At 60.4% G+C, this 15379-nt stretch carries 11 protein-coding genes; 9 read left to right on the forward strand and 2 right to left on the reverse strand.

Annotated elements, in window-relative coordinates; all coding sequences use genetic code 11:
• Positions 1–50: 50 nt before the first annotated feature.
• Entirely contained in the window at positions 51–620 is a 570-nt protein-coding gene (gene tsaC, locus G547_RS0110445; protein ID WP_027329815.1) for an L-threonylcarbamoyladenylate synthase type 1 TsaC, read from the forward strand.
• Positions 621–901: 281 nt separating this feature from the next.
• Positions 902–4540: a 3-keto-alpha-glucoside-1,2-lyase-like domain-containing protein gene (locus G547_RS0110450; protein WP_245573460.1), complete on the forward strand. Its 3639-nt coding sequence runs from the start codon at positions 902–904 to the stop codon at positions 4538–4540.
• A gap of 255 nt (positions 4541–4795) precedes the next feature.
• Here the strand turns inward: G547_RS0110450 and G547_RS0110455 are convergent, their stop codons facing one another.
• On the reverse strand, positions 4796–5899 hold the full coding sequence (locus G547_RS0110455; protein WP_027329817.1) for a Gfo/Idh/MocA family protein: 1104 nt from the start codon (positions 5897–5899) through the stop codon (positions 4796–4798).
• A 385-nt stretch (positions 5900–6284) separates the two neighbouring features.
• Between G547_RS0110455 and hemF the strand changes: the two genes are divergently transcribed.
• The 7 genes from hemF to G547_RS0110490 all read left to right on the forward strand — a co-directional run bounded on the left by hemF (position 6285) and on the right by G547_RS0110490 (position 14310).
• A complete protein-coding gene (gene hemF, locus G547_RS0110460) occupies positions 6285–7223 on the forward strand; it encodes an oxygen-dependent coproporphyrinogen oxidase (RefSeq protein ID WP_027329818.1) in 939 nt (312 codons plus the stop codon).
• Positions 7224–7241: 18 nt separating this feature from the next.
• Positions 7242–8081, forward strand: a complete 840-nt coding sequence (gene aroE / locus G547_RS0110465) for a shikimate dehydrogenase (protein ID WP_027329819.1) — start codon at positions 7242–7244, stop codon at positions 8079–8081.
• A gap of 110 nt (positions 8082–8191) precedes the next feature.
• Positions 8192–8917 carry a FadR/GntR family transcriptional regulator gene (locus tag G547_RS0110470; RefSeq protein ID WP_027329820.1) on the forward strand — a complete coding sequence of 242 codons (726 nt, stop codon included), beginning with the start codon at positions 8192–8194 and terminating at the stop codon, positions 8915–8917.
• 25 nt (positions 8918–8942) lie between these two features.
• Positions 8943–10682, forward strand: coding sequence for an IlvD/Edd family dehydratase (locus tag G547_RS0110475; RefSeq protein ID WP_027329821.1), 1740 nt, complete (start codon positions 8943–8945; stop codon positions 10680–10682).
• Position 10683: 1 nt separating this feature from the next.
• Positions 10684–11454, forward strand: coding sequence for an SDR family NAD(P)-dependent oxidoreductase (locus G547_RS0110480; protein ID WP_027329822.1), 771 nt, complete (start codon positions 10684–10686; stop codon positions 11452–11454).
• A 380-nt stretch (positions 11455–11834) separates the two neighbouring features.
• Positions 11835–13409: a sodium/sugar symporter gene (locus G547_RS0110485; RefSeq protein ID WP_027329823.1), complete on the forward strand. Its 1575-nt coding sequence runs from the start codon at positions 11835–11837 to the stop codon at positions 13407–13409.
• Between the two features lie 4 nt (positions 13410–13413).
• On the forward strand, positions 13414–14310 hold the full coding sequence (locus G547_RS0110490; RefSeq protein ID WP_027329824.1) for an SMP-30/gluconolactonase/LRE family protein: 897 nt from the start codon (positions 13414–13416) through the stop codon (positions 14308–14310).
• 29 nt (positions 14311–14339) lie between these two features.
• On the opposite strand, the gene G547_RS0110495 is transcribed toward G547_RS0110490, so the two are convergent.
• The gene (locus G547_RS0110495; protein ID WP_027329825.1) at positions 14340–15377 is read right to left on the reverse strand and encodes a LacI family DNA-binding transcriptional regulator; all 1038 of its coding nucleotides are present in this window, start codon (positions 15375–15377) and stop codon (positions 14340–14342) included.
• Positions 15378–15379 lie beyond the last annotated feature (2 nt).

Genomic DNA, 15379 nt, shown 5'->3' on the forward strand with positions numbered 1-15379 from the left:
TCGGTATCCGTTATTTTGCGCCCCTACGTCGGTCGTTGTGAGTGATACCTATGCCCAGTTCCTCGGTTTCCTTCAATCCCCGTATTCGCCGGGCCGCGCGCGTTATGGCCCGTGGCGGTGTGGTGGCGTATCCCACCGAAGCGGTCTGGGGTCTGGGGTGTGATCCTAACAACCCGGAAGCGGTCGGTCGTATCCTCTCCCTCAAGCAGCGCCCCTGGCAGAAGGGGCTGATTCTGCTGGCGGCTGATATTTCCGACTTCGCGCCCTTGGTGGATCGGCTGGATTCGGGGCTACGTCAGCGCCTGCAGGAAAGCTGGCCCGGCCCGGTGACCTGGCTGGTACCGGCGGCGGACCTGGTGCCGGAGTGGATTCGCGGTCGGTTTGAGACGGTGGCGTTGCGGGTCACGGATCATCCGCTCGCGGCGGGTTTGAGCCGAGCCTTCGGCGGCCCAATCGTCTCTACCTCCGCCAATCCCGCAGGCAAGCCTGAGGCGCGCACCGCGCTGGAAGTGCGTCGCTACTTCCGCGACCATCTCGACGAGATTACCCCCGGACGCGTCGGTGGGCGCGCTCAACCCTCGCAAATCCGCGACTTGGTGTCAGGAAAGGTTTTGCGTTAATTCGTCTCCTGTTCTGGCACAGGTTACTCGAGTTTTTGACCGTCCTTATTGCATACGTATTCAACCGCGCAGGCCCAGCCTTTCTGCTAGCGTAGGCACCTTCCCTGGTTTGCCGGCAATGACTCGTCGGTGCGAATTGGCCATGCCTGTTCGCCTTCAGGGAATAAACAGCAGTCTGCAAACGATTGCAAAATACGGTTCTTGTGCTAACGTTCATGAATGAGTTGAAGCGGTTTGGTGGCGTCGTGTGCGCTGAGCCCGAATAATAAGTGGAGAAGGCTATGGTTGATGCGCTGAGGGTGATGGGTAGGTTGAGAGGCCTTTGCGGTTTCAAGGGGGTCACCCGACGGGTTCGTCGGATCACTACGTGGGTGCTATTGCCGCTGGGGGTTCTGACCGGCTGCGGCGAAGAGCCGGCTCCCGTTACACCCGCCAGCGCCGAGGTGCTGACCGGTGAGATGACGGCGTTCCGCTCGGTCCTCGATGGCAGGGCCCGGATTCTCACCCTGCAGATGGGCAGCGACATTCGCGTGGCCTATGACACCGAAAGCGGCAACCTCTATCGTCTGTGGCGTGGCGATGTCGACCTCAAAGGGGCGGTGTTCGATACTCGCCACGGTCCTCAGCCCACCAGTAAAGGCGCCGTGTATGTCACCCAGCCTGATGCCGAGTGGCAGGTTCAGGGCGCCGACTGGCGCTACGCTGGCCACCGTTTTGAAGGCGAACAGGTCGTGCTTCTGTACGAGGTGCGAGGCGACGACTGGACGGCCTACGTCTCGGAAACGCCCCGAACAAATCGTAATGGCGATGTGGTGACACTGCGTCGCGAGTTTCTCGTGCATGGCCTGCCCGACGGCGCCGGTCTGACTCTGACCGGCCAGGTGTGGCCCGACGAAAAAAGCTTGGAGGGTGCCGCCCAGTGGACCGAGGCGGGGGGATTGGCCCTGAGCAATGGCTCCTCGACTCTGGCCCTCACCTATACCGATGCCGAACCCATTGAAGTGGAAGAGGAAGTCGACCCGGACCAACACCCGGGAGAGGCGCTGGTGGCCAACAGTGATTGCGCCGCCTGTCACAACCCTGAGACTCAAACCGTGGGCCCCGCCTATATCGATATTGCCCAACGCTATGAGAATACGCCGGAGGTGGTCGCGCAGCTTGCCGACAAAATCATCCGGGGCGGTGCGGGTAATTGGGGCCAGGTTCCCATGAGCCCCCACCCCGATCTGAGCGAAGACGATGCCGCGCAAATGGTCGGTTATATCTTCTCTTTAGTGGAAGAAGAGGGTGCCGAGGAAACTCGTTGGTTGCTGGACCAACCCGCCGAGGCCTACGAAGTGGTGGAGGAACCCTCCATGGCGGCCGGCAGTGGGGCGATGCTCTACCTGTATCAATACAGCGGAGACCAGCCCAATATCGATGCCATGCGCGCGTCGGACCCGGTCGATGCCGCCCGAGTGGCCCGCGTCCATCTGCCGACCAAAGCCGCCTTTGCCCCGCTCAATACCCGCTTTGCCATGCAAGTGAAAGCTCACTTGCAGGTTGAAAAACCGCTGGAAACCGAACTGCGACTGGTGAGCGATGACGGCGGCTTTCTTTACCTGAACGGTGAACCGCTGATCGACAATTGGGGCTTCCACGGTCCCCAACCGGTGGACGCCGAGGTATCTTTGTCACCGGGGCTCTACCCACTGGATATCTTCTATTTCCAGAGCAGTGCGGGCGCGTCCCTGTCGCTGCAGTGGCGCAACCCCGAAACCGGCGAGTTCGAAATTCTCCCTGAGTCTATGTTGCGCATTGAGCCGGAGGATCGTCTGGCGGTAACGCCAGTTGTCACCGACCCGAAGCGGATCAAAACCATTCCCGGAGATCAGCACAAGGTCGCCGGCATTCACCCCGCGTTCGATCTGCACCAGGCCCGCCCCGAAGCGTTTGAACCCATGGTGGGCGGCATCGATTTTCTGCCCGATGGTCGCATGGTGGTCTCCACCTGGGACCCGGAAGGCTCCGTTTACCTCGTAAGCAATTACACTGAAAACCCGGATCAGATTGAGGTCAAGCGTATCGCCCGAGGCCTGGCTGAGCCACTCGGCGTTCAGGTGGTCGACGGCGAAATCTACGTGCTCCAGAAACAGGAGCTGACCCACCTGCGGGATCTGAACGGCGACGAGGTGATCGACGTCTACCGCACCGTTTCCGCCGACTGGACCGTGACCGACAACTTCCACGAATTCGCCTTCGGGCTCGAATACGAAGACGGCCACTTCTACGGCGCCCTCGCCACCGCCATTCTCGCCGGCGGTGCCAGCGCCCAGCCCCAGGCACCGGACCGGGGCAAGGCCATCAAAATCCGCGCGTCCGACGGCAAGGTAACCTTCGTCGCCCACGGCCTGCGCACACCCAATGGCATCGGTTATGGCATCGATGATCAGCTGTTTATCGCCGACAACCAAGGTGACTGGCTACCCGCCAGCAAAATCGTCGAACTCACGCCGGGTGCCTGGTACGGCTCCCGCTCCGTGGATTACGAAGGCACCGCCGACCTGACCGAAACCAAACCGGTGGTCTGGCTGCCCCAGGACGAAATCGGCAACTCTCCGAGTGAGCCGGCGCCGCTCAATGTCGGCCCCTACCAGAATCAGATGATTCACGGCGAAGTCACCCACGGCGGTATCAAGCGGGTATTCGCCGAGCGGATCAATGGCCGCCTGCAGGGCGCGGTGTTCCGCTTCATGCAGGGACTGGAAGCCGGCGTTAACCGCCTGGACTGGGCACCGGACGGCTCCCTGATCGTCGGCGGCGTGGGCAACCCGGGCAACTGGGCCGACGAAGATAAACAGTGGTACGGTCTGCAGCGCCTGGTCTACAACGGTGAAACCGCGTTCGAAATGCTCAGCGTCAGCGCCCGCTCCGACGGCTTTGTTGCTGAGTTCACCCAACCCATCAAAGCCGGCCAGCACATCGGCCCGGACGACTTCCAGATTCAACAGTGGTACTACGAGCCCACCGAAGAATACGGCGGCCCGAAAAAGGACCTCGAAGAACTCCCGATCGAAGGCTTCGCGCTGTCTGAAGACCGCACCCAGGTGCGCTTCAAACTGGGCGGCCTCAAACCGGACCACGTGGTCTACTTCCGCATCAAACACCCCTTCGTGAGCGCCACCGACAGCAGCCTGTGGAGCACCGAAGCCTGGTACACGTTGAACGCCATCCCCGAGAACAAACCGGTGAAGCTGGAAGGGCACACCCCCCAACACAACGAACTGACCGAGATGGAAAAAGCGGACGGCTGGCAACGATTGTTCAACGGTGAAACCCTGGAAGGGCTGCGCAACTACAACGCCCAGACCCTGGGCAAACGTTGGACCGTCGACAACGGCACCCTACACTTCCAGGGCCGCGACGCCAGCGACGGTGAAGGGTGGAAATCCGAACAGGGCGGCGACCTGGTGTTGACCGAAGCCCCGGTGAAAGACTTCGAGCTCTACCTCGAATGGAAACTCTCCCAAAACGGCAACAGCGGCATCCTCTGCAGCGTCGACGAAGGTCACGAGCACGCCTACATGAGCGGCCCGGAATACCAACTGCTCGACAACATCGGCCATCCCGACAGCGAAATTTATACCCACAGAGCGGGCGACCTCTACGACCTCATCGCCGGCACACCCGTCACCGTCAACCCCGTCGGCGAATGGAACCGCACCCGCTTGGTCGTCAACGACGGCCACATCCAACACTGGCTCAACGGCTACAAACTCGTCGACATCCAAATGGGTTCAGACGAATGGAACACCTTGATCGCCAACAGCAAATTCGCCCAATGGGACGCCTTCGCCGCGACGCAGGAAGGGCACATCGTATTACAGGATCATGGGGACGCGGTGTGGTTTCGGAATATTAAGCTGCGGAAGTTGCGTTAGCGTTGGGTGGTGGCGGATGCGGCCTCATTATACGTAACTAATCGCGTCCGCTAGCTGCTTATGTCAGGTGGCGCGCTTCGCGCTTACCATGACCTACGTAAACATCGGTGAAGATGGCACTGAGGTGAGGTGTGGGGACCATCATTCCAAGACCGTGGAGCGGGGGACCCGCGATTCGAGCCTACAGGGATGTATTTACGGCGTGTCTTGGAATGATGGTCCCCACACCTCACCGGACGTGATGCAATGACCTAACTACAATTCAATCCGCTTTCCATTCTCCGAAGCCGATTTAAAAATCGACTGCACAATATGAATATCCCGCAGGCCCTCCTCGCCTGGCACCATCACCGGCTTATCCTGCAAAATCGCCAACGCATCATCATCCATCTGCTGCGCCTGCTGATCCGCAATCGGCTTATTCAACAAACGCCCATCACTCGTCTTCCCCTGCACACCCGTATAATTCGACATCGGCCGCAAATAATACCAACCATCCTCACAGGTCACATCCAACTTATTCCCCGGCTTCACAAAACTCGTCATGCAATCCGCCGTGGCCCCGTTAGGAAACTCCAACTGAAAATGCGTGGTTGAATCCACCTGCGTAAACACCTCCGGATGCGTCACCTCATGACGGCCACTCACCGCCACCGGTTCAATCCCCATCGCATAACGCGACCCGTTAATGGGATAAACCCCCATATCGTAGAGCGCACCGCCGCCCATCTCCCTCTGCATCCGCCAATTATCCGGCGAGCGATTCTCCCCACCGGAATAAGCCGCAATCGACTCCACCTTCTCAATCGCCCCAAACGGCTTCTCCTTCGCAAAACGCATCACCGTCTGGGTATTCGGCTCATGCTGCATGCGGTAGCCGATACTCAACTTCACCTTATTCTTAGTGCAGGCATCAATAATTTCCTGACACTCCGCCTCATCCATCGCCATCGGCTTTTCACACCACACATGCTTACCGGCGTTCGCCGCAATCACCGAAAACTTCTTATGCAACGACGTCGGCGTCACCACATACACCACATCAATATCCGGGTTATCCGCAATCGTGTGCAGATTCTCGTAGTTATACACATTGGCATCCTTGATGCCGTACTTCTCCTGCCACACCGGAACCTTCTCCGGGCTTCCGGTCACAATGCCTCTCAACTCGCAATACTGCGTCAACTGCAAACCCGGCGCCAGCTGGCCGGAGGAATAACCCCCGAGCCCCAATAGCGCCACCCCGATCTTGCGGGGCGGTTTGCCGAACGCATGAGAGGCCCAGCTGGAAGAGAGTAGGGCGGTGGAGGCGCCCATGGCCTGGAGAAAGCGACGGCGGTTGAAGTGTGGGGTGGGCATGGTTTGGGCCTCCGGGTTGAGAAACAGTGTTGGGTGGTCATATTGGCGTTGGGTTTGGTAGGTGGCGCTCGCTTCGCGAGCTTACCAACCCTACGCAGGTCCAGTTGTGGCACTGAGGGCGGGAGCGGGGCCTAGCCTTTCAAGACCGTGGAGCGGGGGACCCGCGATTCGAGCCCCCATGGATGGGTTAACGGCGTGTCTTGAAAGGCTAGGCCCCGCTCCCGCCCGGACCTGCCGACCCAACAGACTAAATCGATTCGTTAAGTATCATTCGACCATAACGGAATTTGGATCACAGCTCTATGAATTTCGCCTCATTTACACAGGGCGAGTACAATACCCGCAATCCCCCAAAACCCAACGTCGAGCCCAGAGGAACCCCCCAATGCCCCAAGACAACCCAGGGCCCCAGGACACCCAAGCCGACAAACAGGCCGTCAAAGACTACCTCCTAAACCTCCAGGACCACATCTGCCAACAACTCCAGGCAGAAGATGGCGGCGCCGAATTCATTGAAGACGCCTGGGACCGCGAACAGGGCGGGGGCGGGCGCTCCCGCGTACTCACCGAAGGCAACGCCATCGAAAAAGGCGGCGTCAACTTCTCCCACGTCTTCGGCGAGCAAATGCCCGCCTCCGCCACCGCCCACCGGCCCGAGCTGGCCGGGCGCTCCTTCGAAGCCATGGGCGTCTCTCTGGTCATCCACCCCAACAACCCCCACGCCCCCACCAGCCACGCCAACGTGCGCTTCTTCATCGCCGAAAAGCCCGGCGCCGACCCCGTCTGGTGGTTCGGCGGCGGCTACGACCTGACCCCCTACTACGGGAATGAAGACGACTGCCGCCACTGGCACCGCACCGCCCGGGACGCCTGCGCCCCCTTTGGCGAGAACATCTACCCCTTCTTCAAACAGTGGTGCGACGACTACTTCTACCTCAAGCACCGCCAGGAGCCCCGGGGTGTGGGGGGGTTATTCTTCGACGATTTCAATGAACTGGGCTTCGAGCGCAGCTTCGCCCTGATGCGCGCGGTGGGCGACAGTTATGTGCCCGCCTACCGCCCGATCCTGGCGCGGCGCAAGAGCGCCGACTACGGTCAGCGGGAGCGTGACTTCCAGCTCTACCGGCGCGGGCGTTATGTCGAATTCAATTTGGTGTATGATCGCGGCACGCTCTTTGGCCTGCAGACCGGGGGGCGCACCGAGTCCATTCTGATGTCCCTGCCGCCTCTGGTGCGCTGGGATTACGACTGGCATCCGGAGCCGGGCAGCGCAGAAGCGGTGCTCACCGAGTACTACCTGCAGCCCCGGGACTGGATCGAATAACAATAGCTGGATGGTTTTATGACTGATTCTTACGCCGTGTTTGGCAACCCTATTGCGCACAGCAAATCCCCCTATATTCACCGCCAGTTCGCTGAGCAGACCGGGCAGGAGCTGGCCTACACCAAACAGCAGGTGAACGAAGGCGAATTCGAACAGGCCGCGGACGCCTTTTTCGCTGGCGGCGGCAAGGGCCTGAACGTCACCGTGCCCTTCAAGCTGGACGCCTACGGCTATGCGGCCCGCCTGACTCCCCGGGCGCGCCGGGCCGGCGCGGTCAACACCCTGGCCAAGCAGCCCGACGGCACCTTGCTGGGGGACAACACCGACGGCATCGGCATGGTCAACGACATGCACAACCTGGGTTGGGAAATCGCCGGCAAGCGGGTGTTGTTGCTGGGCGCTGGCGGTGCGGTGCGAGGCGTTCTGCAGCCGCTGATGGAGCAGGAACCCGCCTCGGTCACCATCGCCAACCGCACGGTGCACAAAGCGGAGCAGCTGTCCAAGGGCTTCGCCGATCTGGGCGTCATTGAACCGGTGGGCTACGAGAACCTGAGCCAGAAAGAGCCGTTTGATCTGGTCATTAATGGCACCTCCGCCAGCCTCTCGGGTGAGCTGCCGCCGCTGCCGGATGACCTGCTCGCCGAGGGCGCGGCCTGTTACGACATGATGTATGCCGCCGAACCCACTCCCTTTCTGGCCTGGGCCGAATCCCACGGCGCCGAACAAAGGGCCGACGGGTTGGGTATGCTGGTGGGGCAGGCGGCGGAATCCTTTTATGTCTGGCGTCAGGTTCGCCCCGAAGTGATACCGGTCATTACCGCCATGCGGCACACTTTGAGTGCGAAAAAAGGCGCGTAATCAACCCCTTCTTTGATGTAAGATAAATAACATATAAGGCGGGGTGGTTTTAGAAACATCGGCCAGGCCCGCCAGTGATAACGAACATTCATACCATCGCGAGCAATGCAATGAGCAGACTAGAGGGTGGTCGCAACCTGACCCATCAGGTCACCTACCAGCTGGGGGCTGCGATCGTGCGCGGGGAGTACGGCATCAACGATCCCCTGCCGACCGAAGCCGAACTGTGCGAAGCGTTCGACATCAGCCGCAGCGTCATCCGCGAAGCGGTGAAAATGCTCACCGCCAAAGGGCTGATTTCTTCGCGTCCGCGCCAGGGTATCCGGGTCCAGCCCAACAACCGCTGGAACATGTTCGATGAGGACGTGCTCGAGTGGACGCTGAGCAGCCGACCCTCTCTGGAGCTGCTGCGCGAGTTCACCGAGTTGCGCATGGGCATTGAGCCCGAAGCCGCCATCCTGGCGGCCCGCAAGCAGAACCGTGAGCGCATCGCCGACATCGAAAAAGCGCTGCTGCGCATGGATGCCGCCGAGCGCGGCAATGATGACCCCCTGGAGGCGGACATCGCCTTCCACACGGCGGTATTGCTCGCCAGCGAAAACCGTTTTTTCATTCAACTGCGCAGCTTCATCCAGACCGCGCTGCGGGTGAGCATTACCTCCACCAACCAGCTCAAGGGAGTGGACGTGGCCAGTGAAGCGGACCACCGCACCGTGTACGAGGCGATAGCCGCCGGTGATGGCGAGGGCGCGCGCAAGGCGGTGGTGGCGTTGTTGGAAGAGGCGCTGACGCTGATCGAGGCATCCATGAAAGCCCGGCGGGCCGCGACGGCCTGAGCCCGGCTTCATTCGAGTTTTCCCTATGTCTGACCCCAAGCAGCCCAGGCGCCCGCTTCGCAGCGCCAATAGTTACGGCAAGCGTGATAAAGACGGCTTTATCCACCGCTCCTGGATGAAGAACCAGGGCCTGCCGGACCATGTCTTCGACGGTCGTCCGGTCATCGGCATCTGTAATACCTGGTCAGAAATCACCCCCTGCAACGGTAACCTTCGGGAATTGGCGGAATACGTCAAGCGCGGCGTCTGGGAAGCCGGTGGCCTGCCGCTGGAATTTCCCGCCATGAGTCTGGGCGAAACCCAGATGCGGCCCACCGCGATGCTGTTTCGCAACCTGCTGGCCATGGAGGTGGAAGAGTCCATTCGCGCCAACCCCATCGACGGGGTGGTGCTGCTCGGGGGCTGTGACAAGACCACGCCGGCCCAGATCATGGGCGCGGCCAGCGTCAACCTGCCCACCATGGTGGTCTCCTCCGGCCCGATGCTCAACGGCAAGTTCCAGGGCCGGAACATCGGTTCCGGCACCGACGTCTGGAAATACTCCGAGGCGGTGCGCGCCGGCGAGATGAGCATCGAGAATTTCATTGCGGCCGAGGGCGGCATGTCCCGCAGCCGGGGGGTGTGCATGACTATGGGCACGGCCTCCACTGTCTCCAACCTGACCGAAGCCATGGGCCTGTGCCTGCCCTACAACGGCTCGCTGCCCGCCGTGGACGCCCGCCGCCAGGCACTCTCGCACCTGACCGGTGGTCGCATCGTCGAGCTGGTGCGGCAGGATGTGCGCCTGGCGGATATCCTCACCCGTGAGGCGCTGGAAAACGCCATTGTGGTCAACGCCGCCATCGGCGGTTCCACCAATGCGGTGGTCCATTTGCTGGCCATCGCCGGGCGCCTGGGCATCGACCTGACGCTGGATGACTTCGATCGACTGAGCCGAAACGTCCCGTTGCTCGTAGACTTAATGCCCTCGGGGCGTTTCCTGATGGAAGATTTCCACTATGCCGGGGGGCTGCCCGCGGTGATGGGCCGGCTGCGCGAGCGCCTGCATACCGGGGCGGTCACGGTCTCCGGCGTCACTCTGGGAGACCAGATCGGCGAGGGGGAATGCTACAATGATGAAGTCATTCGCCCCCTGGACCGGCCGGTGAACGACCATTCGGGCATTTGGGTGCTCAAAGGCAACCTCTGTCCGCGCGGGGCGCTTATAAAACCCAGTGCGGCCAGCCCCGAGCTGATGGAGCACACCGGCCGGGCGGTGGTATTTGAAAGCATTGAGGACTATAAAGAGCGTATCGACGACCCCACGCTGGACGTCGACGAACACTCGGTGCTGGTACTCAAGGGCTGCGGCCCCAAGGGCTATCCGGGGATGCCGGAGGTGGGCAATATGGCACTCCCCAAGAAACTGTTGGAACGTGGTGTGCGGGATATGCTGCGCATTTCCGATGCGCGCATGAGCGGCACCGCTTTCGGTTCGGTCATACTGCACGTGGCGCCGGAATCGAGCGCCGGCGGCCCGCTGGCGGTGGTACGCGACGGCGACGAAATCGTGTTCAGTGGCCGCCAGCGCACGCTGTCATTGAACATCAGCGACGCCGAACTGGCTCAACGATTGGACCAGTGGCAACAAGAGCGACCGAAGCCGACCTACACTCGCGGCTACGCGAAGCTCTACATTGATACCGTGCTCCAGGCCGACGAGGGTGTCGACCTGGACTTTCTCAGGGGCGCCAGCGGCGACCAGGTGGATCGGGAATCGCATTGATATGAACTCAGACTACACCCGTTATGCCAGCCTCGCGCACCGTTCGGTATTTATCACCGGCGGCGCGACCGGGATCGGCGCTTGCCTGGTGGAGGCGTTCGCCTCCCAAGGCAGCTCCGTGGCATTCGTGGATATCAATGAAGACGCCGGCTATGAGCTGGTCAAACGGGTCGAGGCCCGCTACGACTGCAAAGCGGCGTTCAAACCCTGCGACGTCACCCGTATCGATGAGCTGCGCTCGGCGATCCGCTCCCTGGCGGAAACCTGCGGGGATTTCACCGTCCTGATCAATAACGTCGCCAACGACCAGCGCTACGATCCTCGCTACTTGTCAGAGCAGGCCTGGTACAACAGCCTGGCGGTGAACCTGCATCCGGCGTTTTTCGCTGCTCAGACGGTTCAGCCTTTGATGGCCCGCCAGGGGGGCGGGGTGATCATCAATTTCAGCTCAATCAACGCGCTGTTCGGGCCGAGCAAACTGCCCAGTTACAATACGGCCAAGGCGGCGCTGCTGGGTCTGACGAAGTCTCTGGCGCGGGATTACGGTACGGACAAGATCCGGGTGAATGCGATTGTGCCGGGCTGGGTGATTACCGAGCGTCAGTTGAACAAGTGGCTCACGCCGGAGGCGGAGGCCTGGTGGATGGATCAGGTCTGCCTGAAAGAGCGCATTCTTCCTGAGGACGTGGCCAAGCTGACACTGTTCCTCGCCTCGGATGATGCCCGCATGATCACCGGCCAGAAATTTGTGATCGATGGCGGGCGGCTTTAGTCGATTTTCCGTTGTTGTTAGTGGCACTGAGGGCCGATGTGAGGTGCACTATCCCCGGACCGTGGAGCGGGGGACCCGCGATTCGAGCCTACAGGGATGTATTCACGGCGTGTCCGGGGATAGTGCACCTCACAGCGGACCGGACTCGAAGCACTGAAAAAACGTTCGAATTCCCACTTTTCCCGCCTGAAAACCACTATCGGCACTCGCAGTCCAAGGTATTTCTACGCATAATAGGCACGCCAAAAACTCCGGCGGGACCCGTGCAACATCGGCAATACCAACTCGGTACTCACCCAACAACAAACAGAGACCGAGGGGCGAGGAAAGGGCGCCCATTCGCATCCCCCGGATAATAATCACATAACATGGAGTGCAACATGAGTCTGTCACCACTTGATATCACCACGTTCGCCATCTACTGCGTGCTGCTTGTCGGCATCGCCTGGTGGGTCTCCCGGGAAAAAGCCGGGCATGAGAAAAACTCCGAGGACTACTTCCTCGCCAGTAAGTCCCTGCCCTGGTGGGCCATCGGCGCCTCGTTGATCGCCGCCAACATCTCCGCCGAACAGATCATCGGCATGTCCGGCTCCGGCTTTGCCATCGGCCTGGGCATCGCCTCCTATGAATGGATGGCGGCCGTCACCCTGCTGATTATCGGCAAATACTTCCTGCCGATCTTTCTGGAGAAAGGCATCAGCACCATGCCCCAGTTCCTGGAGCAGCGCTACGACAGCCGGGTGCGCACGGTCATGGCCATCTTCTGGCTGGCGTTGTACACCTTCGTCAACCTCACCTCCATCCTCTGGCTGGGCGCGCTGGCGATCAATGCCATCACCGGGCTGGATCTGGTCTACGGTTTGACGTTCCTGGCGGTGTTCTCCATCGGCTACTCCATCTACGGTGGTCTGAAAGCCGTGGCGCTGACCGATATCATCCAGGTGGTGCTACTGATCATTGGCGGTCTCTTGGTGTCGTATCTGGCACTGGACCAGATTGCCGAGAACGCCGGCGGCGCCGGTGCCTTCCAGGGCTTCTCCATCATGCTGGCGGAGATTCCCGAGAAGTTCGATATGATTCTGGATCCGAGCAGCCCCCACTACATCAGCCTGCCGGGTATTTCCGTGCTGGTCGGCGGCCTCTGGATCATGAACCTGTCCTATTGGGGCTTTAACCAGTACATCACCCAGCGCACTCTGGCCGCCAAGAGCCTGGCGGAAGCGCAGAAAGGTATCGCCTTCGCCGCTTACCTGAAAATCCTGATGCCCCTGATTGTGGTATTGCCCGGTATGGCGGCGGCGATGCTCAAGCCGGATCTGGCTCAGCCGGACCAGGCCTACCCGGAAATGATGAAGCTGGTTCCCCAGGGTTTGCTGGGGATTACCTTCGCGGCCCTGGTGGCGGCCATTGCCTCGTCTCTGGGCTCCATGGTGAACAGTATCTCCACCATCTTCACCATGGACATCTATAGCAAGATGATCAACCAGAATGCCACGGAGCATAAGAAGGTCATTGTCGGTCGTACCGTGGCCTGCCTGGCCATGCTGATCGCCGTGATCATCGCCCGTCCGCTGCTGGGTAACTTCCCCCAGGCGTTCCAGTTTATTCAGGAATTCACCGGCTTCTTTACCCCGGGCATCGTGACCATCTTCCTGCTCGGCTTCTTCTGGAAGCGCGCGACCGCGACCTCCGCCTTGGTGGCGGCGATTGCCTCGGTAGTGCTGTCTGCGCTGTTCTGGAAGTTCTGGCCCGGCCTGCCGTTTATTGACCGGGTCGGTATCGTCTTTATCGCCTGTGTCGTATTGGCGGTGATCGTGACCTTGATCAGCGGCGCTAAAGAGCAGAGCAATGCGATCCACCTGGACAATATCGACTTCAGTACCCGCACCAGCTTCAACATCCTGAGCCTGGGTGTGGTGTTGATCCTGATCGTTCTGTACAGCGTTTGGTGGTAACCCCATGCGGCAGCCGGAATGGATAAAAAGCCTGCCGGTGGGCAACGAGCTGGGGGAGGGGGTTTTGTGGCACCCTCACCAGCAGGCCCTCTGGTGGACGGATATTCACGGCTGCCGGCTGTACCGCTATCACCTTGAAAGCGAGACCTTGACCCAGTGGCCAACCCCCGAGCGGTTGGCCACCTTCGGTTTTGTGAAAGACACCTCCCCTCAAACCTTGATCGCGGCCTTCGACAAAGGCTTCGCCCTCTATACGCCCGATACCGACGCCTGCCACTGGCTGGCACAACCGGAGATTCACCGGCCCGCCAACCGCTTCAACGACGGCAAGGTCGATCGTCAGGGCCGGTTCTGGGCGGGTACCATGGTAGAGGCGGGTGATCCACTATCGGATGAGGCGGGGGGGTCACTTTATTGTTGGAAGGGCGACGCTCACGTCGAACCCCAGCTCAAAGGCATCGGTATCAGCAATGGCCTGTGTTGGAGTCCCGACGGCCGCACCGCTTATCTTTCCGACTCCGCCCGGGGCGTTTATTACGCATACGATTTCGACCCCCACAGTGGCAGCTTCAGTAACCGTCGGGTGTTCGCGCTGGCCGACGAGGGGACGGGACATGATGGCAGTTGCGTCGATGCCGACGGCAATCTCTGGAATGCCCGCTTTGGGGGCGGCAAGGTTGTCTGTTACTCGCCCGAAGGAGAGATATTGCTGGAATTGACGGTGCCGGTCAGCCAGCCCACCTGCGTTGCCTTCGGAGGGCCGGACCTCTCCTGGCTATTTGTCAGCACAGCCAGAGAAAACCTCTCGGACGAACAGTTGGCCCTGGAACCGGAAGCGGGGAACCTGCTGATTTACCAGACCGGTGCGAAAGGGTTGCCCGTGGATTTCTTTGAGGGATAGCGTTCTGTAAAGGCGGATGCGCTTTCAGCTTATTCTCCCACGGATTTATCTTCGGATTGCACGACACGAAGGTTCCTGACGGTTTCCCGCTCAATCAGTTCAGAGATGAACAGGTGGGTCTGTTTGGTATGGGGATGCTCTTTGCGTGCGAGAATCAGCGAGAGCTCAACGGCGTAACGCGCCATCTCCTCCACCGGGTAGTTCATGGTGGTGAGGCTGGGAATACAGGCCCGGGCGATCGGCAGGTTATCAAACCCGATGATCGATACATCGTGAGGCACCCGGATGCCATGTTGATGCAACGCCTGCATGGCGCCGATGGCCATCAGGTCGTTGTAGGCCACAATGGCGGTAAAGTGTTGTCCCGAGGCGATCAGTTGCTCAGTGGCTTCTTTGCCACCATCGATATTGGCGGTGGACTCGATCACCTTGTTGCTGTTGAGCTCCAGCCCATGTTGTTGCAACGCCTGACGGGTGCCGACCACCCGGTCGGCCGGGTCCCCGTTTTGATAAATACTGCTGATGACCGCGATCTCGGTGTGGCCCCGCTCGACCAGATAGCGGGTTGCCTGCTGTGAGGCGGACAAGTTATCAAACCACACACAGCGTTGCGCGATCTGGGGGATAAACCGGTTAATGAGCACCAGACCGGAAATCTCCTCGGCCAGTGCGATCAGCTGCGCGTCGTCGGAATACTCGCTGTGCAGAATGATCGATTGGCAGCCCTGACGCCTCAGGGAATCAATGGCATCCAGTTCGGATTGGGTTTCATACAGTGAGTTGCACATGATCAGGCTGTAACCCTGTTCCCGCGCCATCTCTTCCGCGCCGGCGGCCAGGGTCCCAAAAAACGTCATGGACAGCTTTGGCGTGATGACACCCACCATTTTGAGTTCGCGCCTTACCAGGGCCTGCGCGGAACCGTTGGGCCGGTAGCCCAGCTGTTCGATCACTTTCTGAACGCGCTTGCGACACTGCTCGCCGACTTTTCCCTGACCGTTCACCACACGGGAGACCGTGGCGGTGGACACGCCTGCGACTTTTGCGACATCTTTAATGGTAACCACAG

The organism is Marinimicrobium agarilyticum DSM 16975 (assembly GCF_000423345.1).
Lineage (GTDB): Bacteria > Pseudomonadota > Gammaproteobacteria > Pseudomonadales > Cellvibrionaceae > Marinimicrobium > Marinimicrobium agarilyticum.